The sequence below is a fragment of the Acidimicrobiales bacterium genome, assembly GCA_036491125.1.
GTDB lineage: Bacteria > Actinomycetota > Acidimicrobiia > Acidimicrobiales > AC-9 > AC-9.
Map to the genome: position 1 here is coordinate 1 of DASXCO010000035.1, position 24,467 is coordinate 24,467.

Consider the following 24,467-nt stretch of genomic DNA (forward strand, 5'->3'; position numbering starts at 1 on the left):
CGGTAGGCCGTGGCGGTCCGCGCCACGACGAGGAGGCCGGACGTGCCCTTGTCCAGGCGCTGGACGATTCCGGGACGGTCGGCGTCACCCGCTCCGGCGTCGGCCAGATCCGGAAATCGGGCCACCAGCCCCTGGACGAGCGTGCCGGAGCGGTGGCCGGCACCGGGATGGACGACGAGGCCAGGGGGTTTGTCGACCACCACGATGTCGTCGTCGGCCTGGACGATCCGCACGTCCACGGTCGGGTCGGCACCGATCCCGGTCGGCGGATCTCGAGACGGGAGGTCCACCTCGAGGTCCTCGCCGCCCGCAACCCGGCGGCTCCGGGTCGACACCGGAGCGCCCGAGAGCCGGACGCGGCCGGCCCGCACCAGCTCGGCCACTTCGGCCCGGGTCAAGCCCCCCAGCAGGGCCACCGCCCGGTCGATGCGCTCGCCGGCCAGCGCGGCGGGGATGGAGGCTCTCACGGCGCCCGTCTGCGGTAGCCGACGAAGACCAGGAGGATCGCTCCGCACACGATGCAGGCGTCGGCCACGTTGAACGTGGGCCAGTACCGCAGGTCGATGAAGTCGATCACGGCCCCGCCGTTGGACCGGACCAGACGGTCGACCAGGTTCCCCACGGCACCACCGAGGATCAGGCCCACCGCGATCGCCGTCGCCGCCGTCGAGGCCGACCGGCCCAGCACCACGACGACGGCGATCAGCGCGATGCCGACGATCACCAGCTCGGGCGTGAGGCCGCGCGCCAGGCTGAACGCGGCACCCGAGTTGAACGTGAGGGCGAGCCGCGCCGGACCGATCACGTGCACCGGAGCATCCCTGAGGTAGTGCACCGCCAACGACTTGGTCAGCTGGTCGACGCCGACGACGAGCGCCGCTGTTCCCCCGATGATCAGCTGGAGGCGCGGGCGAGACCAGTCCCGGCTCAGCGCCGCGACAACCCCCCGCTCTTGCAGCTCACGCACATCCGGGCCTGAGGTAGCGCCTTGAGTCGGGCCCTCGGGATCGGCTGGCCGCAGCCCTCACACAGGCCGTAGGTGCCAGCTTCGATCTTCGCCAGGGCGTGGTCGATGTCTTCGACAGCGGCCCTGGCCTGGGCAGAGAGGGCCAAGTCCCGCTCGCGGTCGACGGTGACCGTCCCCCCCTCGCCGGATTCCTCGTCGAACTGCACGTCGCCGGGCTCCATGTCCTGGGCCAGCGAGTCGGCCTCGGCCTTGAGGTCCTCGGCCTGCCCCAGATGGGTCGCCCGCTCGGCCCGCAGCAGCCCCTGCTGCTCCAGGAGGAACTTGTCCGTGACCTTCTGCCGGGTCTTCGGAGCCCTGGCCGCGGCGCCAGCCGGGGTCCCGGATCCTGCCCGGCGAGCGAGCGTCTTGGCCGGGGCCCCCCGATCGACTTCTCGGGTGCGGCCCAGCTTGGGCGCAGCAGCCCGGCTGGCCCGGGCCTTGGCCGGCGCTCGGGCGCTGGCGCCGGCCTTCGACTTCACACCAGTCCCCGCGCGTCGCGTCGCCACCCGGGCGCTCCCCCGCTTGGCGGTGGTCGCCGTCGTCGCCCGGCCCCGCTGGGCCTTGCTCGCGGCGCCGCTACCCTGCGCCCTGCCGGAGCGGGCAGCAGTCGGCTGGCCCTTCTTGGTCGTCCGGGCGGCCGGGGTCGACGCTCGGGTGGAAGCGCCAGCTCCCTTTGGGGTGCCCGCCCGCCGGGCAGGGTTGGATGAACGTGACGTTCGAGGCATGAAGCTCGGTCCTGAGAAGTCGCCGAGGGCGTCGGATCGTACCTGACCAGGGAGGCATCGGCAACGACTTCGCGGAAACGGCCGCCAGCAGCGATCGCCGCCGGCCTGCCCGCGAGGCGTCGTCGACGCCGGAAACTCGCCGGGAACACAGACCGGTCCCGCGTACTGTGGGCCCATGGCGTCCGAGCCCGACGAGGCACCGTACCCGCAGGTCGAGCAGCAGCCCGAGTTCCCCGCTCTCGAGGAGCAGATCCTGGAGTTCTGGCGGGCCGACGGGACGTTCGCGGCCTCGGTGGCACAGCGACCGGCGGGACGCAACGAGTACGTCTTCTACGACGGGCCGCCGTTCGCCAACGGGCTTCCCCACTACGGCCACCTCCTGACTGGCTTCGTCAAGGACGCCGTGCCCCGGTACCAGACGATGCGGGGGCGGCGGGTGGAACGGCGTTTCGGGTGGGACTGCCACGGGCTCCCGGCCGAGATGGTCGCCGAGAAGGAGCTCGGAGTCTCGGGTCGGGCGGGCGTAACGGCCCTGGGCATCGAGCAGTTCAACGACCACTGCCGCTCCCTGGTCCTGCGGACCGCCGACGAGTGGGAGCGGTACGTGACCCGCCAGGCTCGCTGGGTCGACTTCAGCGACGACTACAAGACGATGGACCTCTCGTACATGGAGAGCGTCCTGTGGGCTTTCCGCCAGCTCTGGGACAAGGGCCTGATCTACGAGGGTTACCGCGTCCTCCCCTACTGCTGGGAGTGCGAGACGCCCCTGTCGAACTTCGAGACCCGCCAGGACGACGCCTACCGCCCCCGGGAGGACCCGGCGGTGACCGTCGCCTTCGAGCTCGATGGCGACGATGCTGCGGGTGCGGGCCCGGGCGACGGGTCCCAGCCCGCCAGCCCCCTCGGACCCGGACAACCGCTCCGGGTCCTGGTGTGGACGACGACGCCGTGGACGCTTCCGTCCAACCTGGCCCTCGCGGTCGGGCCCGACATCGACTACGCCGTGTTCGATCTCCACGGGGCGAGGTATGTGCTCGGTGCGGCGAGGGCCGAGGCCTACGCCGAGCTCCTCGGTGACGCCGTCCTACTCGGAACGGTCAAGGGGAGCGAGCTGGTCGGGCGGACCTACCGACCGCTGTTCGACTTCTTCGCCGACGCCCCCAGGGCATTTCGCGTCCTGGCCGGGGACTTCGTGTCTACCGAGGAGGGCACCGGGATCGTCCACACCGCTCCCGGCTTCGGCGAGGACGACCAGAGGGTCTGCGAGGCCAACGGAATCGCCGTGGTCGCCCCGGTCGACGACCGGGGCAGGTTCACCCACGAGGTGCCCCCCTACGCCGGTCTGCAGGTCCTCGATGCCAACGAGGCGATCATCGAGGACCTGGCCGCTGCTGACGCCCTCCTGGCCCGCGAGAACTACGTCCACAGCTACCCCCACTGCTGGCGTACGGACACGCCGCTGATCTACCGAGCCGTCAGCTCCTGGTTCGTGCGGGTGACCGCCTTCAGGGACCGGATGGTCGAGCTCAACCAGCGGATCCGGTGGACGCCCGCCAACGTGCGCGACGGCGCCTTCGGCAAATGGCTGGAAGGAGCCAGGGACTGGTCGATCAGCCGCAACCGCTTCTGGGGCGCGCCGATCCCGGTGTGGACCAGCGACGATCCCCGGTACCCCCGGGTCGACGTCTACGGCAGCCTCGACGAGCTCGAGCGTGACTTCGGCGTGCGGCCGACCGACCTCCACCGCCCTGCCATCGACGCCCTCACCCGGCCCAACCCCGACGACCCCACGGGCGCGTCGACGATGCGCCGGGTCGAGGACGTGCTCGACTGCTGGTTCGAGTCGGGATCGATGCCCTACGCCCAGCTCCACTATCCGATGGAGAACCGGGAGCGCTTCGAGTCCCACTTCCCCGCCGATTTCATCGTGGAGTACGTGAGCCAGACGAGAGGCTGGTTCTACACCCTCCACGTGCTGGCCACGGCGCTGTTCGACTGCCCCCCGTTCAAAAGCTGCATCGCCCACGGGGTGGTGCTGGGCAACGACGGCCGCAAGATGTCGAAGCGCCTCAGCAACTACCCGGAGGCCAAGGAGGTCTTCAGCACCTATGGGGCCGACGCCATGCGGTGGTTCCTGCTGTCCTCGTCCGTGCTGCGGGGCCTGGACCAGATGGTCGACCACAAGGGGTTCTCCGACGCTGTACGCCAGGTCCTCAATCCCATCTGGAACGCCTGGTACTTCCTCACCCTCTATGCCAACACCGACGGCATCCAGGGCCAGTGGCGGACCGACGTCAGCGGGGTGCTCGATCGCTACGCCCTGGCCAAGACGGCGGCGCTGGTGGACGAGGTCACCACCCGGATGGACGCCGACGACCTGCCGGGCGCCTGCGCGGCCATCGCCGGCTTCCTCGACGCCTTCACCAACTGGTACATCCGACGAAGCCGCGACCGCTTCTGGAAGCCTGTGGGCGACGACCCCGAGACCGACCGCGACAAGCGGGAGGCGTACGACACCCTCGCCACCGTGCTTCGGGTCCTGTGCCAGGTCGCTGCGCCCCTGCTCCCGCTGGTCACCGAGGCCGTCTACCGGGGGCTGACGGGCGAGCGCAGCGTCCACCTGTCCGACTGGCCCACCCGCGACACCCTGCCCGCCGATCCTGCGCTCGTCGCCGACATGGACCTGGTGCGCGACGTGGCCTCGGCGGCCCACTCCGTGCGCAAGGCCAACGACCGTCGCGCCCGGCTGCCGCTCCCTTCCCTGACCGTGGCCGCCCGCGACGCGCGCCGTCTCGAGCCCTTCGTCGGCCTCATCGCCGACGAGGTCAACGTCCAGGAGGTGCATTTGTCAGAGGCGGTGGAAGATGCCGGGGAGCTGATCCTCGCCGTCGATCCGTCGGTCGTCGGACCCCGGCTCGGACCCGAGACGCAGGCGGTGCTGGCCGCAGCGCGAAAGGGCGACTGGTCGAGGGTCTCGGCTGACGAGGTCGAGGTCGCCGGCATCATCCTCCGTCCGGGTGAGTTCAGCGTGCAGCTCAGGCCCCGCGACGAGGTCACCAGTCGGAGCCTGCCCGGCAACAACGGAGTGGTCACGCTCGATCTCGAGGTGACCCCGGATCTGGCCCGGCTCGGCCTGGTGCGGGACCTGATCCGCACGGTGCAGATGGCCCGCCGGGACGCCGGTCTCCACGTCGCCGACCACATCCGGCTGGTGCTCGAGCTCGACGACGAGGCCGCTATGGCGGTCGGGTCACACCGCGGCTACCTGATGCAACAGACCCTCGCCGACGAGCTGGAGCTGGCACCCCTCGGCGAGTCGACGGACAACTCGGCGACCGACCCCTCAGGCCTCAGCTACCAAGCCCGCCACCAGGTCGGCCGGGAACGCTCGGTCGGGATCGGCCTGAGCCGCTCCACCTGAGCGGCGCTCCAGCACCAGCGGCACGCCATTCCATCGCGGCCGTCGATCGGGGCGCCGCCCCTGGCGCCCGTGGGGTCAGCGACTCTGGCGAGCGGGCGCCCGGGCCGTGCCCGTGCCGATCAGGGCGTCGATGCGGTTCAGCAGGGTCGCCCGTCTCTCACCCTGGAGCTCGCGCTGCCGTACCAACTCGAGCTCCACCGGCTCGAGCTGGGGAAGCAGGGGAAGGACCTCGGTAAGACGGAGATCGTCGTACTCGGCGATCGGGAAGGCGACGTGACGATCGTCACGACCGTCGTCGCCGTACTCCTCCTCGGCCCCGTCGTAGCCCTCGTCATAGCCAGAGGGCTCGTCGTCGTAGCTGTCGTCGCCGTGAGGCTCGACCGCCGGGCTCTGACGGGTCCCGTTGGCGACCGGCGCCGCTGGGCCGCGACCGGCCGGGGCAGGCCCGACCCCGCCGCTCAGTTCGTCCAGCTTGCGGAGAACGGCACCGCGGTTCCGGCCGGACATCTCGCGGTGGCGGACCACCTCGATCTCGTCCGGCTCCAGCTCCTCCAGGAGGGGCAGGATCTCGGCCACCCGGAGCTCGTCGTAGTCGGCGATGGGGAACTCCAGATCGTCGTACTCCTCGACGGGGGCACCGCCCTCGTCGCCCCCGTGGCGAGGATCATCGAAGCGATCGTCCTCGAAGCGGTCCGCGGTGGCAGGGGCGGACGGCTGACGGACGTCAGCCATCGGTGCCGATGGACGCTCGTATGGCGACGAGTCGCGTGCCTGGCGGGGCGGCACCGGAGGAGGCGGGGCCTGAGGCTCCCAGAGCGCTTCGTCGGCATCCTCGGCGTCGTCGACCTCCTCCAGCGGAGGCTCGTCGAACAGCTGGGAGGTCGGCGGCTCCGCTGCCATCGAGGGGGCTGGCATGCCCCTCGATGCCCTTGGGATCGTCGCCGTCTCGGGGCCGAAGGAGTCACTGGGATCGAGCTCGTGGACGCTGGTATCGCTGTGGGCGAGGGGCGAAGGAGTCTGGGGGCCGCGGGCGGCGGCCGACCGGGCCGACCGGGCCCGTCCGAGGCGGGTGAAGAGCAGCACGAGCGCGAAGGAAAGAGCGCTGGCAGCGATCGAGATGTAGTCGAGGGCCAGCGAGCTGTTCAGGAAGCCGATCACCAGGGTGACCAGGCCGATCAGCAGGAGGCCTACGGTCAAAAGGAGCAACACCGAGCCACCATCCCAGGGAGCCTTCGTTGGGGGGAGCCGAAGCGCAGCGCTCGGCCACGCCAATTGTCTATCGCACGTCAGTATTCTAGAACCAGAGGGTCTAGACCTGCCCGCGGCCCCCGGGTGGCCCCTGGCCCCTGACCACGCGGGTGGGTGCGTGCTGGCCAGCGGAACCTTGCACTCTGACGATCCGGGTCGGATTGTCCTCGTTGGTGCTCTCCCACTGCTCAGCGTCGAACACGCCGCTGCCCGCTCCCGGCGGGCCTTCCTGGGGGCCCGGACCAGTCGGAGGGACTCCGTTCGGCGGGCCGCCGGCCCCGACGGGGACGGGCGGGCGATCATCATCGGCGGGACCCTCGTCGCCGACGCTCGAGTCGGGCTCGGCGCCACGATCAGCGTCGATGTCATCCTCCGACGCCCCCCTCGCCGCCGGCGGCGGGGCGGGGACGTCGACCTCGCTCAATGCGGGCGGGGGCACCATGGCCGAAACGTTCTGATCCACCCATGCAGCGGCGTTGGCGAGGGCGGAGCGCATCCGGCTCCGCTCCTCCTCGACGTGCCGCTCGAGCAGGATGATGTCCTTGTGCAGCTGCTGGCGGGCGCTCTCGAGCCGGATCAGCTCCTCGCGCAGGTCGCGCTCGGCCTCCTCGGTCGTGCGCCGGGCGTGCTCCTCGGCCTGGACGACCATCGCCCGCGCCTCGGTCTGCGCGTTCACGAGTGTCTCTCGAGCCTGCTGCTGCGACTCTTTGACGGCCATATCCGCCGTCCTCTGGGCCAGCACGAGCGTCCGCCGGAGCGCATCGTCATCGTCGGGAAGGTCGGACGCGCGCTGTTCGGCGCGCATGGCCCGCTCCATGGTCTGCCGGAGACGGTCGTGAAGCAACTCGACCCCCGCCGCCGACCGCTCGAGGAACTCGTCTACGTCGTCCTGGTTGTAGCCCCGCAACTTCTCCCGGAACTCAACCTCCCGCAGGGTTCTCGCTGAGACCTCTATGTCCATGAGGGGCCATCGTACCGACGGCATTTGACCAGGGCGCGGATGGTCAGCGGATGGTCACGTGAGCAAGGCGCGGGAGATGATCTGGATCCCGATCAACACGATGATCGGCGACAGATCGAGACCCATGCCGCCCATGCGCATCGGCGGGAGGACCCGACGGATGGGCCCCAGGACGGGCTCGGTGACGGCATACAGCAGCCGCGCCGCCGAGGCCAGGGGTGTACCCGGTGTGATCGGGAACCAGCTGAGGATCACCCGGGCGAAGATGACGATGACGTACGCCTGGAGGATCCAGGCGATGATGCCTTTGATGCCCACGGGTCAGGAGCGAAACAGGCCGCGCTCCTGCAGGCGCTGACGCTCCTCCGGTGACACCTCGACGTCCGACGGGGTGAGCAGGAACACCTGGTCGGCCACCTTCTCCATCGATCCGCTGAGCGCGTACGCGAGCCCGCTGCAGAAGTCGATCATGCGACGAGCCAGATCCCGGTCGACAACCTGAAGGTTGACGATCACCGGCTGTTCGTCCTTCAGTCGATCGCCGATCTCCTGGGCGTCGGCGAACCGGGTGGGCGCGACCACGTGGACGCGAGGCGCCTTGTCGGGCGCGATCGGGCGCACGATCGTGGGCCGGTCGTCAGGCTGCGCCTGGGCCGGTGACACCTCCTCGCGGGTCAGGGTCCGGATCGTGCCGGGAGTCGGCTCCTCGGCCTCGACCTGCGGGTACGTGCGCGACTGACGACGGGCCGGGGCCGGTGCCCTCGGCTCCTCGTAGTGCTCGTAGTCTTCGTACTCGTCATCGGCCAAGCCGAGATAGATCATCGTTCGGCGAACAAACGAAGCCATCCACGCCTCCTTCCGGCTTTGTGCAGCCTATTCTCGCAGCCTCGCACGGGATGGGCGGGGACCGAACAGGGCCCGCCCCACCCGGATCATGGTGGCGCCTTCTTGGACCGCCACTTCCAGGTCGTCGGTCATCCCCATCGAGAGCTCGGCGAGCTCCAGGTGACGGCCCACGTCGGCGAGCATCCGAAACCCGCCCCGGGCCGCGTCCGTCGCACCCTGGGCGGCGACGCCCATCAGTCCTCGCACGTCCAGGTCGATCTCGCGCAAGCGGTCGACGAGCGCAGCCACGTCGTCAGGCGGCACCCCGTTCTTCGTCGCTTCGCCGCTGATGTTCATCTGGACCAGCACCGCCGCTCCGGGAGACCAGCGCGCGATCTCGACGCCCTCGGCGGCGCGCGCCACCCCGTGCCAGAGATGAACGTGCGGCGCCACGGAGCGAACCTTGTTGCGCTGGACGGCCCCGATGAAGTGCCAGCGAGGGGTGAGACCCTCGGTCGCGGCGGCCGTCGCCTTGGCCCCGAGCTCGGCTGCGTAGTTCTCGCCGAGGTCGTTCAGGCCGGCTGCCACCGCCGCCCGCACGACCCCGGGGCCGAACGTCTTCGTCACCCCCACGATCGTCACCCGGGCCGGATCGCCGCCCGCCTCTGCGATGCGGCGTCGGAGCCCGTCCAGGCGTCCCTTCACCTCCGCGACCGCCGCGGCGCGGCCGGCGTCGCGCTCGGCTACGCCGGCCATACCACGAGCGCCATACGCTGTCGCTCCCCTCGAGCCCGATAGGAGAAATGCGCCGGGGAGCAGGCCGTGCAGACGTCGTCGTCGGCGACCAGGTCGACGTCGGCCGCCCGCAGAGACGCCCGGACCGCTTCGGGAAGGTCGAGGGCAGGCCGACCCGTGGCGGTGCGGGCGCGCACGGCGGGGCCGAGACGGGCCGCCACCGGGTCCAGGTCGCTCGGCGAGAACTCGTAGCACTCGGCGTGGATGCAGGGCCCGAGGCGGGCCACGATCCCGGTGGCACCGAGGGTGCGCATGGCCCTGGCGGCGCTACCGATGACACCGGCCGTCAGCCCCCGCCAGCCGGCGTGCACGGCGCCGATCACGCCTTCCGGGCTGGCCAGGGCGATGGGGGCGCAGTCGGCGGTGAACACGGCCAGGCAGGCGGCCGGGTGATCGCTCACGAGGGCATCGCCCTCGGCGCCTCCCCGCTGATCGGGATCGCGCACCACGACGACACCCGCACCGTGCACCTGGGTGACCCAGCTCCACGGCCGGTCGACGATTGACCGGCGCCGCCGCTCGAGCTCCGAGCCGCCCGTCGCCACCGGTCCGAGATCGCCCTCGGGCCGCCCCGTCCATCGAGCCAGCACCGGCGCGACGGCGAACCTCACCGCGTCGTCGATGGCCCTGTCGCTCTGGCGAGGGTTGTGAGTACCACCACTGTGTTCCATCGTTGGTCGAAACTGGGCGCTCCGGCCCTGCGGCACGCGCCCACTTCGCCATGACGTGGACCCGCGCCGCTCCCTAGCTCACTTGAGGAAGGATGGGACGTCGAAGTCATCGTCCCCCAGTCTGAGGTCCTCGTCGGACTCGCCGAGCTCGCCCACGGCCAGCCCGTCCTCCCCCGTGCGGTCGAGCCCGAGCCCGCGCGCCGGCTCCTCGTGAATGGGAGCTCCCTCGTCCCATCGCTCGAAGCCGGCTGCGATCACGGTCACCCGCACCTCCTCGCCCATGGCGTCGTCGACGACGCTGCCGAAGATGATGTTGGCGTCGGGGTGGGCGACGCCGTGGATGATCTCTGCCGCTTCGTTGACCTCGAACAGACCGAGGTCGCTGCCGCCGGCGATCTGCAGCAGGATGCCGCGGGCGCCTTCGATCGACGCCTCCAGCAGCGGGCTGGTGATGGCGCCTCGGGCCGCGTTGACGGCACGGCCGTCTCCTGCGGCGTTGCCGATGCCCATGATCGCCGTCCCCGCGTTGCGCATGATCATCTTCACGTCGGCAAAGTCGGTGTTGATCAACCCGGGCGTGGTGATCAGATCCGTGATCCCCTGCACTCCCTGAAGGAGAACCTCGTCGGCCATCTTGAAGGCGTTGACCATCGACGTCTTGTCGTTGGAGACGGTCAGCAGGCGATCGTTGGGGATGATGATCAGGGTGTCGACCTTTTCCTTCAGCCGCTGGATTCCCTGCTCGGCCTGCACCGCCCGCCGCCGACCCTCGAACGAGAACGGTCGGGTGACAACGCCGATCGTCAGCGCGCCGACACCCTTGGCGATCTCGGCCACGACCGGCGCGCCACCGGTGCCCGTGCCCCCACCCTTGCCCGCGGTGATGAACACCATGTCCGCGCCCTTGAGCACCTCCTCGATCTCTTCGGCGTGCTCCTCGGCCGCCTCGTGACCGATCTCCGGGTCGCTACCGGCGCCCAGCCCCCTCGTCAGCTGACGTCCGATGTCCAGCTTGACGTCGGCGTCGCTCATCAGGAGCGCCTGCGCGTCGGTGTTCACGGCAATGAACTCGACACCCTTCAGACCGGCGTCGATCATGCGGTTGACCGCGTTCACGCCGCCACCGCCGATACCGACAACCTTGATCACGGCAATGTAGTTCTGTGCTGGGCCCGCCATAGCCTGTTCGCCTCCCGCGAGTGTGCACCGCGCGGCATGCGCCGTGTCGTCGCTGTTCACTATCCAGCCTCCCCCGACGGGGATGGGGCTGGGGTTACGACTGACGCCTCACTCGTGCACAGCACGCCCGCCCACAATGGGCTCGAGCGCATGTTCCCGACCGTGCGCTTTGCCGCCCGCCTCGACCTCATCCTCTACCTCGACGGCAGCTCGAGACTCTCGTGTGACATCTGAAGCCGACCGAAAAGATAGGGCCGCCATCATGGCGCGGTCAAGACATCTTTTCAGTAATCGTCGAGCGCGACGAACACGCATCCGTGAGGCTGAGGATGAGGCAGAGGGCGACGCCTTCGATGGTGTTCAATCGCTGACGTCAGAGCGTTGTCATCAAGACGTGAGGGCCGGCGCCTCGGGCACCCTCACATCGATGGTCCGCACGCTCGCCGGTCTCACCTGGGACAGCACGGTCTGGGTGGCCGCCAGCTTCTCCTGCAGCTGCTCGGCGTCCCCCAGTTGCACGACCACGCCGGGCATCAGGGTGAGGGCGACGCCTCCGTCGGGAAGCACGTCGACCGAGATGACCTGACCGAGCAGCGGCCGATGGAGGGCTGTCAACACTCTGAGGGCTGGGCCGGAGGGCGCTGGCAGCGTGGATCCCGGCGACGGGAGCTGCGTGAGGCCCCGCAGCGTCGGCACCGCGACGCCCAACGCTGGAGGAGAAGACGACCCGCCGGCCGAGCGGGTGAGGACCCGGCCCGCGTCGTCGGTGACCGCCCAGTCGCCGTTCGCCGTGGTCGCCACGGCGGCTGGCAGGCGTTCTCGCAAGGAGATCCCCACCGTCGACGGCCAGTTGCGGGCCACCGTCGCCCGCGCCACCCAGGGAAGCGCGTCCAGCCGCTGCTCGAGCCGGGCCGTGCCGACGTCGATCATCAGCGGGTGGTTATTGAGCCCGACGGCGCGCAGCACCGCCTGACGACTGGTGTGACGATCGCCCGACACGCTGACGTGAGCGACACGCAACAGCGGAGAGTGCAGGACGCCGAGCGTCGCCACCGTCACGACCGTGCACCCCGCCACGGCGAGCACGACCCGCAGTCGGCGCTGGCCCTCCAGCCGCCTGACCGCCGACCGGCGCTGGCGGATGCGGGGATCCATGCGGGGTCTCGGCAACGAGCTCACCGGCGCGGAGCGCAGCCCGGTCACGCCGGCCACCCTCTCACGTCGACCACCGGGGAGTGGGGATCCCATGCGACCAGCTCGAGGCCGCCGACGGGCAACGCTCGACCTCACCTTCAACTGCAGATCGAGGTCGGCCCAACCTCAACCTCAACCTCAACCTCAAGTTGAAGTTGAGGTTGAGGGTTCGAAGCCGACCAACCTGAGCTCGGCCTCCAGCTGCACGCCGAGGCGGTCGGCCACGACGTGACGAACCTCCTCCACCAGGGCCCGCACGTCGTCGGCCGAGCCGCCGGGATCGGCTTGGAAGAAGTTGGCGTGCTTGGTCGACACCGATGCCGAGCCGATGCGATGACCCTTGAGCCCGGCAACCTCGATGAGGCGACCGGCGGAGTCGCCAGGGGGATTGGTGAACACCGAGCCGGCGTTCTGACCGCCCGGCTGGTGCTGTCGCCTCCAACGGACGATCTCGGCGATCTCGGCTTCCGATGCCGCCGCGTCACCAGCCGAGACGGCGAAGTCGGCCCACAGGACCACGTGATGGGGGGCCACGCTGGAGCGGCGGTACGAGTAGTCGAGCCGATCGACCCCCGCGACTTCGACCTCCCCCCTGTACAGATCGGCGAAGCAGACACGCTCGAGGCGCTCGCTCGTCTCCGAGCCGTGTCCGCCGGCGTTCATACGGACCGCTCCCCCGACCGATCCGGGGACGCCCACGGCCCATTCGAGGCCGGTCAGTCCGGCCCGAGCCGATCTCCGGGCCAGCACCGGCAGGCCGACCCCGGCTCCGGCCCGGACCCGGCTCCCCTCCATCTCGATCGTCGAGAACGCCTCGCCCAAGGTGACCACCAGCCCGCGAAACCCTGCGTCGGCAACCAGGAGGTTGGAGCCCTTGCCCACGACCAGCGCTGGTATCCCGCTGACAACGACCGCGTCGCGTGCCAAGCGCAGATCGTCCGAGCTCTCGATCTCGAGCGCCAGTGCGGCCCGTCCTCCCACCCGGTAGGTGGTCAATGGACCAACGGGGCGATCCCGGACTCCTCGAGCCCCGAGGACTGTGGCGGCCTTCTCGAGGGCGCTACGTCGGTCGGCGTCGCCGCCTACCACCCGGCGTCGACCAGCAGCTCGTCGGGCACAGAGGTGAGGTCGCCCGCACCAAGGGTGAGACACAGATCGCCGGGCTCGAGGATCCGGCGCAGCTCGGTGAGCAGGGCGGCCCGACTCGGCACGTAGACGACCTCCTGAGCGGGGTGAGCGTCCCGCACGGCCTGCACGACGAGCAGACCTGACACGCCGGGTCGCGGCCGCTCTCCGGCCGGGTAGACGTCGGTGACGACCAGGACGTCGGCTCCGTGAAAAGCGTCAGCGAAGTCGCGCCACAGGGTCGCCGTGCGGGAGTACCGGTGGGGCTGGAACACGCACACGATCCGCCGCCACCCACCACTGCGCGCCGCCGCCAGCGTCGCCACCACCTCACCGGGTAGGTGGGCGTAGTCGTCGACGAAACTGACCCCACCCCGCTCACCCCGGAACTGAAAACGGCGGGCGACGCCGGTAAAGCGAGCCAGCGCCCGTTGCGCGGCGACCATCTCCGCGCCCATGACGAGGCCGGTCACCACCGCCCCGGCCGCGTTGGTGGCGTTGTGCAGCCCCGGCACCGGCAGCTCGAGCCGACCCAGGCGCTGCCCCTCGTGGTCCAGGGAGAAGCTGGTCCTGCTACGGCGGTGCTCGATGTCGACCATTCGATAGGTCGCCGTCGGCGCCGTGCCATAGCTCACCGCTCCCACCTGGGCGCCGAGCCGGGCCGCGACCGGGTCGTCGGCGCAGACGACCCTCGGCCCGGGCGCCTCGGTCAGGAAGGTCTCGAAGGCCCCCACCAGGGCCTCGAACGACCCGTAGTGCTCGATGTGATCGGGCTCGACGTTGGTGACGAGGGCCACCTCGGGTGTGATCTCCAGGAACGTGCCGTCGCTCTCGTCGGCTTCGACAGCAAGCCACTCACCCTCGTCCCACACGGCCCCGGTGCCGATCTCGTTGAGCTCGCCACCGACGATGAACGACGGCCGCAGCCCGGCCTCGACCAGCACCAACGCGAGCATCGAGCAGCAGGTCGTCTTGCCGTGTGTCCCCGCCACCGCGACCGTGCGCTTGGTCTCGACGACGGCGGCCAGGATCTGGGCCCGGCTCAGCACGGGTATGCCGCGCTCACGGGCTGCGACCACCTCCGGGTTCGAGCTCGGCACGGCGCTCGAGACGGCGACGACGTCGGGGCTTCCCAGGTTCTCGGCCCGGTGACCGACCGACACGTGGGCCCCGCCGGCGCCGAGACGCTCGAGGGTGAGCGACGCCCTGAGGTCGCTGCCGGTCACGGTATGGCCCATCGCCGACAGGACGGTGGCGATGGCGCTCATGCCGGCCCCGCCGATCCCGACCAGGTGGATGCGCCGCGGCGCGTGCAGATCGAACGGCACGCCGTCGGTCACCGACGGCCGTCTTTTGCGACGGGCCGGGCGTGCTCCTCGACGAGGGTGGCGACCTCCTCGGCCGCGCGGGGACGTCCCACCTGTCGCGCCCGCCGGCTCATCGCCGCCAAGCGATCCCGATCGGTCAGGAGCCCGTCGATCTCGGCCGCCAACCGGATCGCGGTGCAGTCGTCGTCGGCCAGGCTCACGGCGGCTCCCGCCTCGGCCACCCACCGGGCGTTGGCCGTCTGGTGATCACCGGGAGCGCCGGGCAGGGGCACCAGGATCGCGGGCAGCCCAACCACGGTCAGCTCGGCCACCGACGTGGCCCCCGCCCGGCAGACGGCAAGGTCGGCGGCGGCGTACAGCGTGGGCATGCGGTCCTCGTACGGCACCGGCCGATAGAGCGCCGGGTCGAGCGCCAGCGCCGCCGCCCTCGCCGACAGCTCCGGCCAGTCGCGATTTCCCACGATGTGGTACACGGTCACGTCCTCGCGGGCGGCCCACGACCCCGCCAGGTGCAAGGTGGACTCGTTGATCCGCAGCGCGCCCAGCGAACCGCCGAACACGGCGACCACCAGGCGGTCGGCCGGCAGGCCCAGCTCGGTCCGGGCGGCCTGACGTCCCGCCGACGAGCGGTCGACGGCGAGCACCTCGGGCCGCACCGGGTTGCCGGTCACCACGGCTCGCGGCAACGACGTGCCCTCGAAGGCCACGGCGGAGGCGGCCGCGAACCTGCCCGCCAGGCGGTTGGCGGCGCCTGGCACGGCGTTCGCCTCGGCCACGATGAGTGGGATTCGCAGCGCTACTGCAGCCAGGGCCGACGGCAGGCCGGCGTAGCCGCCGACCGAGAGCACGACGGCAGGGCGGCGTCTGGCCACCAGGCCGAGGGATCGGGCAACGGCCGCGGCGAGGCCGGGAACGGCTTCCAGGTTGGCGCGGCTGAGACGGCGCTGGATGCCGCGGCCCGGCAGCAGGGTGACCTCGAACCCGGCCGCGGGGACGAGACGAGCTTCGATGCCGCGTCGAGATCCGACGTAGTGGATCGATCCCGCCGGGTGGCCGCGTTCGACCAGGGCCCGGCCGACTGCCAGGGCAGGTAGGACATGCCCCGCAGTCCCGCCGCCCGCTATCACGGCGAAGGTCGGGGTGGCGACGTCCCCGACGGGCGGAGGGGAAGGGTCGGTGGCCACGGGATCGAGGGTCACTTGACGACGCGCATCGGCGGGGCACCCGGGCGATCCACGCCATTCGAAAGGGGGCGCTCTCGAGCCGCCACGCTCAACAGCAGGCCGGTCGCGGCCATGACGATCACCAGCGACGAGCCGCCGAAGGAGACGAACGGCAACGGCAGGCCGGTCACCGGCAGTATCCCGATCACGGCACCGATATTGATGAACGCCTGGCTCACGATCCAACACGTGATGCCGATGGCGAGGAAGCGACCGAAGCGGTCTGGTGCCCGGGCCGCGGTACGGATCCCCAGAAAGGCCAGCGCCCCGAAGAGGCCGACCACGAGGAGGCTCCCGATGAGGCCGAGCTCCTCGCCGATGATGGCGAAGATGAAGTCGGTGTGCGCATTGGGAAGAAATCCCCACTTGGCCCGGCTGGCGCCCAGTCCCACGCCCCAGAGGTGGCCCGAGCCCAGGCCCACGAGCGACTGCACGACCTGGTAGCCCTGGTCGGACCGGTGCGCCCACGGGTCGAGGAACGACAGGAGGCGGGCGCGCCGGTAGGGCTCGGCGATGCTCAGGAGGAACGCGCCGGCCGCGCTGGCCGTGAACAGGGCCGCGAGCGTTCGGACCCGTGTGCCGGCGGCGAACAGCAGGCCGAAGGCGATGCTCGCCAGCACCAACGTGGTCCCCATGTCGGGCTGTTTCATCACGAGCAGACCGGCGACGAAGAACACGAGAATCAGGGGACGGACGGCCATCGCCCACTGCCGGGTCCGCCCGGCGCGACGAGCGAGCAGATCGGCTCCGAACAGCACCAGGGCCAGCTTCATGAGCTCCGACGGTTGGATCCGGAACGAGCCTGTCCCGACCCAGCGGCTCGACCCGTCGACGAGCACCCCCACTCCCGGCACCAGGACCAGGACGAGCAGCACGAGGGCCAGGCCGACCAGGGGCCCGCTGAACCGCCTCCAGAAGCGGTAGTCGACCCTGGCGCACACCACCAGCACCGCGGTACCCACGGCTACCCACAGGACCTGGCGCTCGAAGTAGACCCAAGGCGACCCGTACTGGCGTATCGCCTGCACCGACGATGACGACAGCACCATCACCAGGCCCATGACGGTGAGCACGCTGACAATGGCCACCAGGCCGACGAACGTCCCCGAGCGCCTCATCCGAGCCTCGCTCGAGTGCGGCACGCCGGCGGTGCCTTCGGGCCGGCCTCCCGGGCCGGCGGTGCCTACCGGCCGGCCTCCCGGGCGAGCCAGGCTCCGCGTGGGCGTGCTCACCCGGCGTCTCCAGCGTGGATCCGCACCGCCCGGGCGAAATCGTCACCGCGCTGGCCGTAGGACCGGTACCAGTCGAACGAGGCGCAGCCGGGCGAGAGCAGCACCGAATCTCCCGGGCGGGCGAGCTCGCTGGCGAGACGCACCGCTTCGTCCATCGACGTCGCCTTCAGGACCGGCGACGCTCCCGCGAAGGCCGCCTCGACCTCGGGAACCGCCTCGCCGATGGCGACGACGGCGCGCACCCGTTCGGCGCCGTCGCGCAGCGAGTCCAGCCGCAGCCCCTTGTTCCGTCCACCGGCGATCAGCACCACCGAGTCGAGCCCCGACAGGGCGGCGAGGACGGCGGCCGGGGTCGTGGCCTTGGAATCGTCGAGATAGCGCACCCCTCCAGACTCCCCCACCAGCTGGAGCCGGTGGGGGAGGCCCGCGAAGGTGCGCAGCGCAGCCCGGCACCCGTCGAGGGTTGCGCCCGCCGCCAGTGCCCCGGCGCATGCGGCGAGGCCGTTGACCAGATCGTGCGGGAAGGACCTCGGCAGCTCCTCGGTCCCGACGATGCGCTCGCCGGTCGGTGAGACGAGGTCTCCGCCTTCGATGCGGTAGCTCCCCTCGGCCCTGCCGAACGTGATCACCGGAACCGGCGCGGACGCAGCGGCAGCCATCACCGCCGGGTCCTCGGCGTTGGCCACGGCGACGTCGCCATCCCGCTGGTTGGCCCAGACCCGGGACTTGGACTGGACGTAGTGAGCGACGGACGGGTGCCAATCGAGGTGGTTCTCGGCCACGTTGAGCCACACCGCCACCCTCGGACGAAACCGCTCCGTGAAGGCGAGCTGGAACGACGACACCTCGACCACGAGCACCTCGGCGTCACCGTCCACCGCCTCGGCGAGGGGGACGCCGATGTTGCCCGCCGTCACCGCCCGCACCCCCGACTCGACGAGCATGCGGCTCACCAACGTGGTCACCGTCGTCTTGCCGTTGGTCCCCGTCACCGCGACCAACGGAGCTCGCGCCCAGCCGGCCGCCAGCTCCACTTCGCTCACCACGTGGGCTCGGTCACCGAGACCGAACACCGGATGATCGGCGGGGACACCGGGGCTCACGACCACCAGCGCGGCATCTGCGGCCAGCTCGGTGATCGTCTCCGCCGACGGCGCCTCGACGAGCGCGATGTCGAGGCTGGCGGCCCGCTTGCGCACGGCCTCGTCGGGATGATCGTCGACCGCGACCACGCGCGTGCCGTCTCTCGTCAGCCGCCTGGCCACGGCCTCGCCGGTGACGGCGAGTCCCACCACCAGCACACCGGGGCGGGGCTCGGGGTCCGGTGACCCCCCTGGATCCGTCATCAGCTGACCAACCCGAGCGACAGGAAGTCGGCATAGAAGAGCCCCAGGGCCAGCGCCGTGCACACCCCGGCGAGGATCCAGAACCGCACTATGACCGTCGTCTCGGGCCAGCCCAACAGCTCGAAGTGGTGGTGCAGCGGTGCCATGCGGAAGACGCGGCGGTGGAACAACCGGTAGCTCGCCACCTGGATGATCACCGACAGCGTCACGATCACAAACAGGCCCGCGATCACCGGAAGGAGCAGCACCAGGTTCATCTGCAGGCACAAGCCGGCCAGGCCGGCTCCGATGGCCAGCGACCCGGTGTCTCCCATGAAGATGCGCGCCGGCGCCGCGTTCCACCATAAGAAGCCGGCACATGCTCCGGTCAACGCCATCGCCGCCAGGGCCAGGTCGAGGCCCTGGGGCACGTGATAGATGAACGTATGGCGGAACTGCCAGTAACCGATCACGGCAAGCGTCGCGAACGCAAAGACCGCCGAGCCGGCGGCCAGCCCGTCCAGACCATCGGTGAGGTTGACGGCGTTGGCCGACCCGATCAGCAGCAGCACGGCCAGCACGGCCCAGCCGACGCTTCCGAGGGCGAGCCCCGGAGAGCTCGACCGGGTGAACGAGAGGTTGGTGCTGACGCCGCTCCAGCGGAGGGCGACCACGGCGAAGGCCACGGCCACGGCGAGTTGCGCGACGATCTTGGTCCGTTTGTTGAGCCCGAGGCTGCGGTGGCGGCTCACCTTGATCCAGTCGTCGGCCAGGCCGACCGCAGCCCCTCCCCCGAGGGCCAGCATCACCACCAACCCCGACACCGAGAAGACGGTCCCGATGCGGGCATGGCCCACGACGTAGCCGGCGAACACGGCCACGACGATGGCGATACCCCCCATGGTCGGGGTCCCCGCCTTTGTGACGTGGCCGAGGGGACCGTCGTCGCGGATCTGCTGGCCGATGCCCCTGCGGGCCAGCGAGCGGATCAACAGCGGGGTCCCGAGACCGGCGACGAGCAGGGCGGTGGCCCCGGCCACCAGGAGCGAGATCACCGCCGAGCCCCGGCCCTGTCCTCGATGGCGGACCTCGTGACGACACGGTCGTCGAAATCGAGCGTGCGCCCGCCGATTCGCTGCCCGGTCTCGTGACCCTTGCCGGCGACCACCACCACATCGCCGGGCCGGGCCGACGACACGGCGATGGCGATGGCGGCGGCCCGGTCCGACTCGACCGCCAGGCGATCGGCGCGGTCGACCCCGGACCGGACCTCGCCGATGATGGCCATGGGATCCTCGCTGCGAGGGTTGTCGGACGTGAGCACGGCCAGGTCCGCCAGGTTGGTGGCGATCCGTCCCATCTCGGGCCGCTTGAGTCGGTCGCGATCGCCGCCGCAACCGAACACCACGACCACCCGCCCGTCGGGCTCGGCGGCGTGGCGGGCGGCCGTCAGCACCTCCTCGAGCGCACTCGGGGTATGGGCGTAGTCGACCACGGCCCTGAAGGACTGCCCCGCCTCCACCATCTCGAAACGACCGGGAACGCCCCGCAGCGCCGATAGCCCCTCGCCCACCACGCCGGGATCGATGCCCAGCTGGCGGGCCGCAGCGGCGGCGGCCAGGGCGTTGGCAACGTTGAACCTCCCGCTGAGGTTGAGGGTTACTGCGCTCCCCTCCCAGCGGAAGGAGCTTCGGGCAGGTCCCAGCTCGAGGCCAGCGGCGTCGTCCAGGGAGAAGGACCGGAGCTCGATGGGGGCCGACTCGAGGAGGCGTCGACCCCAGGGGTCGTCAGCGTTGACGACTCCCGTGTCGGTGCGCGCTGGTGTGAACAGCAGCGATTTGGCCGAGAAGTACGCGTCCATGGTGCGGTGGTAGTCGAGGTGGTCCTGACTCAGGTTTGTGAAGATGGACACGACGAAGCGGATGGCATCGACACGACGCTGGATCAAGGCGTGAGAGGAGACCTCCATGGCCACGGCCGCGTGCCCCGAGTCCCGGTAGGACGCGAGGCTACGTTGCACCGACGGCGCGTCGGGAGTCGTGAGCCCACCGTCGAGTGTTCCCATCACCGCGGTCGGCCAACCGTTCGCCTCGAAGATCGCGCTGAGGAGATGGGTGACCGTGGTCTTGCCGTTGGTGCCGGTGACACCGACGACGCGGAGGCTCTCCGCAGGGTGGCCGTGGTAGGCCGCCGCCACCTGGGCCATCGCCGCCCGCGCCTGCCCCTGGCCCACACGGATCTGCACGACGTCGAGTGGGAGAAGACGCTCACACAGCAGCGCTGACGCGCCCGCCGCCACGGCGTCGGGCGCGAAGTCGTGGCCGTCGAATCGGTTGCCCGGGATGCAGCAGTACAGCGCCCCGGGAACCACCTCGGCCGCGTTGAAGGCGATGGCGCGCACGTCGACGCGAGCTGGGTCCCCTCGGGTCTCCAGCACGTCGACCTGCCCGAGCAGTCGATCGAGTCGCACGGGCCCGACGGTTCCCTACCTGACTACTGCGCGTGTCTGGTCGTACTTGACCCAGGGAGCGTAGTGGGCGGGCTCGTCGGGGGCGTGCTGGTGCCTCCCGGTGACGGCGCCGGGGTGGCCGGCCGTGCGGCCGCCGGAGGCGCCGGGGGAGCCGCTGGCGGGACCCCGAGCCGGCGCAGCTCGTACTGGGCAATCTGGGCGAAGACCGGGGCGGCCACGGTGCCGCCGAAGATCGGCGTGGGCTGGTCCAGCACCACGATGGCCGTGAGGGCGGGGTGCTGGGCGGGTACGAAGCCCACGAAGGTCGCCATGTAGGCGCCGGGCTGATAGCCCGGCCCGTTGACGTTGGGCTTCTGTGCGGTGCCGGTCTTGCCGGCGACCGAGTAGCCGCTGAGGGCTGCCGTCGTCCCCGTCCCGGACTGCACGACCTGTTGCAGCATCGTCGTCAGCTGCCGGGCCGTGCCCTGGGAGATGATGCGGTGCGGCGGCTGCGCCGCCACCGCGTGTTGGGTACCGTCCGAGCCGATGGTCGCCCGGACCAAGCGGGGCGGCACGAAGGACCCGCCGTTGGCCACCGCGTTGTAGGCATCGAGCATCTGCACCGCCGTGACCGCCTCGCCCTGCCCGATCGGCACGGTCGCGGCGTCGGTACCCGACTCGTGCGCGGGGTCCAGCAGCAGGCCCGCCGACTCACCGGGAAAGCCGAGCCCCGTCCGCTTGCCCAGGCCGAAGTCCCGGAGGTACGAAGCGAGCTGGTCCTTGCCCAGCTGCTGGGCGATGCCGATGGTACCCACGTTCGACGACTGCGCCAGGATGTCCGAGACCGACATCGACTGTGTCGGATGGCTCTCGGCGTCGTGGAACGTCGAGCCCGCCACCCGCACCGAGTCGGGCACCGAGAAGCGCTGGTCCGGGGTCACGACGTGGTTCTGGAGGGCCCCGCCGATCGTGACGACCTTGGTGACCGAGCCCGGCTCGTAGACGTTCGTGAGCGCGGTGTTGGTCGGCGCCTGCACCGGGGGCGCGCCGTTGGCGCCGGCCGCCATGTTGGCCATGGCGAGGATGTCACCACTTCGCGAGTCCATGAGCACGGCCACCCCGCCCCGCGCGTTGGACGTCACGATCTCGTTGCTGAGGGCCTGCTCGGCGTCGAACTGGAGCGAGCGGTCGATCGTCAGCACCTCGCCCTGGCCAGGCTGGGCCGACTGCACGACGCGCCCGCCGGGGAGCTGCCTGCCGTTGGGGTCCCGCTCGACGACGGTGGTGCCAGGGTGGCCCGCCAGCTGCCCGTCCTTCTGGTACTCGACGCCGCCCAGGCCGTGCCCGTCGGTCCCGACCTGACCGATCACCGATCCGGCCAGGTCACCCTGGGGCAGGAAGCGCTTGGGCTCGGGGAGGTACGTGAGCCCGGGGAGGCGCAGGGCCTTGACCCGGGAGGCGACGTTGTCATCGACCGCTCGCGCCAGGTAGACGAAGCCCGCGTTCTGGCTCAGCTTCTGCTGGAGAGCTGTGGGGTCCGACCCGAGGATGGGTGCCAGGGCCGCCGCCTCGGCTCTCGGGTCGGCGACCTGGTGGGGATCGGCGACGATGGTCGTCTGGAGGACGGACATCGCCAGCGGCTCGCCGTTGCGGTCGACGACCGAGCCCCGCAGCGCGGGCACGGTCACGGTGTGCAGGAGCTGGGCCTGGCCCACGGCCGCGTACCGACCCGCCGACAAGCCCTGGACGTACATGAGGCGGGCCACGACGGCCACGACGACGACGGCCATCACCAGGAACATCACCGCCAGGCGACGGCCCTGCGTCGCTGTTCGCCGTCTCGGCGGGCGGGTCAGGCGGATGGACCGGATCTGGGGGCCGGCGCCGTTTGTCGGCGCGGACCGTCGGGGTTCGCCGTTCGACTGGGTCGGTCTGCCGGTGCGCCCCTTCCTGGCGGCGCGTCGTTCCCTTGGACTGGCGTCTCGCGCGGTGGGACCCGGGCTCACCGGTGCGCGGAGCCCGGGACCGAGGACGGAGTGGTGGGCGCTGGCGGTGCTGGTGTGCCGTTCGGTGCCGGCGGTGCGGGGCCGGTGGCGGGAGGCGAGGGGCTGGTGGCGGGAGGCGAGGGGGGCGCAAGCGGCGGCGGGATAGCCCCGCCGCCGGTGGTCTGCACCGTCCCTCCGTTCCCAGAGAGGTAGGTCAGCTTCGAGGGCACCACCATGCCCAGGCGCTGCTCAGCCTGGGCGACGATGCGAGCCGGCGACTGGAGCTGGGCCACCTGCAGCTGGAGCTGGCCGCGGTGGTCCAGGGCAGCGTTCCGCTGGGCATCGAGCCGGTCGAGCCGCAGCTGGTCCTGGGCGATCATGACGTTGACGGCGACGACGCCGAGCAGCGAGCCGGCCACGAGGGAGGCCGCGACCGTCAGGGTGAGCCGGGCCCGGCGACGACGGGTCCGGCGCTCGATGTGCTCGGCCGGAAGGACGCGCAGGGGCGTTCGGGCCGGGCGCGGGTGCGGCGCCGGCGCTCCACCCAGGCCGGCCTCCCGGGCCGGCGCTCCACCCAGGCCGGCCTCCCGGGCCGGCCGTGGCAGCGTGATGACGCTGTCGACCTGACGTTCGGCGTCGTCCCACTGGTCGGCGGACGCCAGCCTGGGCCCCTGGGTAACCGTCACGAACGCGACCGGCTGTCGTCGAGACGCTCGAGGGCCCTGAGACGGGCGCTGCCAGCCCGGGGGTTGGCCTCGACCTCCGCCGGGGTGGGTCGTCGAGCCCGACGCCCGACCAGGCGGCCACGAGGGCGGGCGCCACAGACACAGGGAAGCCCCGGTGGGCAGGTGCAGCCGCCGGTGACAGCCTCGACGAAGCGGCGTTTGACCAGTCGGTCCTCGCCCGAGTGGTACGAGAGCACGAGACAGCGCCCGTCGGGCACGAGCAGATCGATGGCCACGTCGAGGGCCCGGTCCAGCACGTCGAGCTCGGCATTCACCTCGATGCGCACGGCCTGGAAGACCCGCTTGGCTGGGTGACCGCCGCGGCGGCGGGCCGGCGCGGGAATGGCGTCTCTCGCCACATCGGCAAGCTGCCCAGTCGTCTCCAACGGGCGAGCCGCCACGATGGCGGCCGCGATGCGACGGGCGAACCGGCCCTCGCCGTTGGCGGCCAACAGCCGGGCCAGCTCTATCTCGGGAAGGTCGTTCACGACGTCGGCCGCGGTGCGCGCCTGGCCGGGATCCATGCGCATGTCCAGCGGCGCGTCGTGACGGTACGAGAATCCTCGGGTCGCGTCGTCGAGCTGGGTCGAGCTCACACCGAGGTCGAAGAGCACGCCGGACATCGGTCCCAGGCCGACCTCCTCCACGACCTCAGCCAGCCGGTCGAACCGAGCCCGACGGACGACGGCACGATCGCCGTACGGGGCCAGCGCGTCGGACGCCGCGGACACGGCCGCGGGATCTCGATCGATCCCCAGCACGGTGAGCTGGGGGTGGGCGTCCAGGATCGCCTGAGCGTGACCACCCCCACCCACCGTGGCGTCGACGATGACGCCGGAGGGGACCGGGGCGAGCAACGAGACCACCTCGCCGGTCATGGCGGGTCGATGGTCGAACGCCCGGCTCATCTGCAGCCCCTCGACCGGCAGGATGCCGTCGGGTTGTCTCCCCAATCGACCGGGATGGAAGTGGGCGGAGTAGGGGTCTTCCACCTCGCCGATCGAGGGGCTGCACATGAGCCAGGAACTGGTGTCGGGTGCTGTGTCGTGT

Annotated in this window: 22 protein-coding genes; 1 reads left to right on the forward strand and 21 read right to left on the reverse strand. The window is 71.0% G+C overall.

From position 1 onward, the window contains the following. The 3 genes from VGF64_02750 to VGF64_02760 form a co-directional block, all read right to left on the reverse strand. Window positions 1-467, reverse strand: a 467-nt coding sequence (locus VGF64_02750) for a pseudouridine synthase (protein HEY1633650.1), incomplete at its 3' end; no start/stop codon positions are given. After that, entirely contained in the window at window positions 464-967 is a 504-nt protein-coding gene (gene lspA, locus VGF64_02755; GenBank protein ID HEY1633651.1) for a signal peptidase II, read from the reverse strand. The genes VGF64_02750 and lspA, both read right to left, overlap by 4 nt. Beyond that, complete coding sequence (locus tag VGF64_02760) at window positions 928-1,731, reverse strand: TraR/DksA C4-type zinc finger protein (GenBank protein ID HEY1633652.1); 804 nt, start codon at window positions 1,729-1,731, stop codon at window positions 928-930. The genes lspA and VGF64_02760 overlap by 40 nt, the downstream gene beginning before the upstream one ends. 175 nt (window positions 1,732-1,906) lie before the next feature. Here VGF64_02760 and ileS point away from each other — a divergent pair, with 175 nt between their 5' ends. After that, a complete protein-coding gene (gene ileS / locus VGF64_02765) occupies window positions 1,907-5,152 on the forward strand; it encodes an isoleucine--tRNA ligase (GenBank protein ID HEY1633653.1) in 3,246 nt (1,081 codons plus the stop codon). A 75-nt stretch (window positions 5,153-5,227) separates the two neighbouring features. On the opposite strand, the gene VGF64_02770 is transcribed toward ileS, so the two are convergent. The 18 genes from VGF64_02770 to rsmH form a co-directional block, all read right to left on the reverse strand. After that, window positions 5,228-6,361 (reverse strand): hypothetical protein, encoded by a 1,134-nt coding sequence (locus VGF64_02770; protein HEY1633654.1) that lies wholly within the window; start codon window positions 6,359-6,361, stop codon window positions 5,228-5,230. A 100-nt stretch (window positions 6,362-6,461) separates the two neighbouring features. Then, the gene (locus tag VGF64_02775) at window positions 6,462-7,361 is read right to left on the reverse strand and encodes a DivIVA domain-containing protein (GenBank protein ID HEY1633655.1); all 900 of its coding nucleotides are present in this window, start codon (window positions 7,359-7,361) and stop codon (window positions 6,462-6,464) included. Window positions 7,362-7,415: 54 nt separating this feature from the next. Next, window positions 7,416-7,679, reverse strand: a complete 264-nt coding sequence (locus tag VGF64_02780; GenBank protein HEY1633656.1) for a YggT family protein — start codon at window positions 7,677-7,679, stop codon at window positions 7,416-7,418. A gap of 3 nt (window positions 7,680-7,682) precedes the next feature. Next, window positions 7,683-8,207 carry a cell division protein SepF gene (locus VGF64_02785; protein ID HEY1633657.1) on the reverse strand — a complete coding sequence of 175 codons (525 nt, stop codon included), beginning with the start codon at window positions 8,205-8,207 and terminating at the stop codon, window positions 7,683-7,685. Between the two features lie 27 nt (window positions 8,208-8,234). After that, window positions 8,235-8,942 carry a YggS family pyridoxal phosphate-dependent enzyme gene (locus VGF64_02790; protein ID HEY1633658.1) on the reverse strand — a complete coding sequence of 236 codons (708 nt, stop codon included), beginning with the start codon at window positions 8,940-8,942 and terminating at the stop codon, window positions 8,235-8,237. Then, window positions 8,930-9,592, reverse strand: a complete 663-nt coding sequence (locus tag VGF64_02795) for a polyphenol oxidase family protein (GenBank protein HEY1633659.1) — start codon at window positions 9,590-9,592, stop codon at window positions 8,930-8,932. The genes VGF64_02790 and VGF64_02795 overlap by 13 nt, the downstream gene beginning before the upstream one ends. Window positions 9,593-9,730: 138 nt before the next feature. Next, window positions 9,731-10,831 (reverse strand): cell division protein FtsZ, encoded by a 1,101-nt coding sequence (ftsZ, locus tag VGF64_02800; protein HEY1633660.1) that lies wholly within the window; start codon window positions 10,829-10,831, stop codon window positions 9,731-9,733. Window positions 10,832-11,218: 387 nt separating this feature from the next. Then, window positions 11,219-12,034, reverse strand: a complete 816-nt coding sequence (locus tag VGF64_02805; GenBank protein HEY1633661.1) for an FtsQ-type POTRA domain-containing protein — start codon at window positions 12,032-12,034, stop codon at window positions 11,219-11,221. Window positions 12,035-12,169: 135 nt separating this feature from the next. After that, entirely contained in the window at window positions 12,170-13,177 is a 1,008-nt protein-coding gene (murB, locus tag VGF64_02810) for a UDP-N-acetylmuramate dehydrogenase (GenBank protein HEY1633662.1), read from the reverse strand. Further along, on the reverse strand, window positions 13,108-14,490 hold the full coding sequence (gene murC, locus VGF64_02815; protein ID HEY1633663.1) for a UDP-N-acetylmuramate--L-alanine ligase: 1,383 nt from the start codon (window positions 14,488-14,490) through the stop codon (window positions 13,108-13,110). The genes murB and murC overlap by 70 nt, the downstream gene beginning before the upstream one ends. Continuing rightward, window positions 14,487-15,662 carry an undecaprenyldiphospho-muramoylpentapeptide beta-N-acetylglucosaminyltransferase gene (gene murG, locus VGF64_02820; GenBank protein HEY1633664.1) on the reverse strand — a complete coding sequence of 392 codons (1,176 nt, stop codon included), beginning with the start codon at window positions 15,660-15,662 and terminating at the stop codon, window positions 14,487-14,489. Before murG ends, murC begins: the two co-directional genes overlap by 4 nt. Before the next feature lie 11 nt (window positions 15,663-15,673). Further along, window positions 15,674-16,933 carry a putative lipid II flippase FtsW gene (gene ftsW / locus VGF64_02825; protein HEY1633665.1) on the reverse strand — a complete coding sequence of 420 codons (1,260 nt, stop codon included), beginning with the start codon at window positions 16,931-16,933 and terminating at the stop codon, window positions 15,674-15,676. Then, window positions 16,930-18,279, reverse strand: a complete 1,350-nt coding sequence (murD, locus tag VGF64_02830) for a UDP-N-acetylmuramoyl-L-alanine--D-glutamate ligase (protein HEY1633666.1) — start codon at window positions 18,277-18,279, stop codon at window positions 16,930-16,932. Before murD ends, ftsW begins: the two co-directional genes overlap by 4 nt. Next, window positions 18,279-19,313, reverse strand: coding sequence for a phospho-N-acetylmuramoyl-pentapeptide-transferase (mraY, locus tag VGF64_02835; protein ID HEY1633667.1), 1,035 nt, complete (start codon window positions 19,311-19,313; stop codon window positions 18,279-18,281). Before mraY ends, murD begins: the two co-directional genes overlap by 1 nt. After that, entirely contained in the window at window positions 19,310-20,728 is a 1,419-nt protein-coding gene (locus VGF64_02840; GenBank protein ID HEY1633668.1) for a UDP-N-acetylmuramoyl-L-alanyl-D-glutamate--2,6-diaminopimelate ligase, read from the reverse strand. The genes mraY and VGF64_02840 overlap by 4 nt, the downstream gene beginning before the upstream one ends. A 23-nt stretch (window positions 20,729-20,751) precedes the next feature. After that, on the reverse strand, window positions 20,752-22,509 hold the full coding sequence (locus VGF64_02845) for a penicillin-binding protein 2 (GenBank protein ID HEY1633669.1): 1,758 nt from the start codon (window positions 22,507-22,509) through the stop codon (window positions 20,752-20,754). 200 nt (window positions 22,510-22,709) lie between these two features. Next, window positions 22,710-23,378, reverse strand: coding sequence for a hypothetical protein (locus VGF64_02850; GenBank protein HEY1633670.1), 669 nt, complete (start codon window positions 23,376-23,378; stop codon window positions 22,710-22,712). Continuing rightward, window positions 23,375-24,433, reverse strand: a complete 1,059-nt coding sequence (rsmH, locus tag VGF64_02855; GenBank protein HEY1633671.1) for a 16S rRNA (cytosine(1402)-N(4))-methyltransferase RsmH — start codon at window positions 24,431-24,433, stop codon at window positions 23,375-23,377. The genes VGF64_02850 and rsmH overlap by 4 nt, the downstream gene beginning before the upstream one ends. Window positions 24,434-24,467: the final 34 nt, after the last annotated feature.

Excerpts from the sequence above, each read along its gene's own strand:
- VGF64_02760 (HEY1633652.1), bottom strand. The coding sequence starts at position 1,731 with ATGCCTCGAACGTCACGTTCATCCAACCCTGCCCGGCGGGCGGGCACC.
- ileS (HEY1633653.1), top strand. The coding sequence starts at position 1,907 with ATGGCGTCCGAGCCCGACGAGGCACCGTACCCGCAGGTCGAGCAGCAG.
- VGF64_02775 (HEY1633655.1), bottom strand. The coding sequence starts at position 7,361 with ATGGACATAGAGGTCTCAGCGAGAACCCTGCGGGAGGTTGAGTTCCGG.
- VGF64_02785 (HEY1633657.1), bottom strand. The coding sequence starts at position 8,207 with ATGGCTTCGTTTGTTCGCCGAACGATGATCTATCTCGGCTTGGCCGAT.
- VGF64_02790 (HEY1633658.1), bottom strand. The coding sequence starts at position 8,942 with ATGGCCGGCGTAGCCGAGCGCGACGCCGGCCGCGCCGCGGCGGTCGCG.
- ftsZ (HEY1633660.1), bottom strand. The coding sequence starts at position 10,831 with ATGGCGGGCCCAGCACAGAACTACATTGCCGTGATCAAGGTTGTCGGT.
- murD (HEY1633666.1), bottom strand. The coding sequence starts at position 18,279 with ATGACGGATCCAGGGGGGTCACCGGACCCCGAGCCCCGCCCCGGTGTG.
- VGF64_02845 (HEY1633669.1), bottom strand. The coding sequence starts at position 22,509 with ATGTTCCTGGTGATGGCCGTCGTCGTCGTGGCCGTCGTGGCCCGCCTC.
- rsmH (HEY1633671.1), bottom strand. The coding sequence starts at position 24,433 with ATGTGCAGCCCCTCGATCGGCGAGGTGGAAGACCCCTACTCCGCCCAC.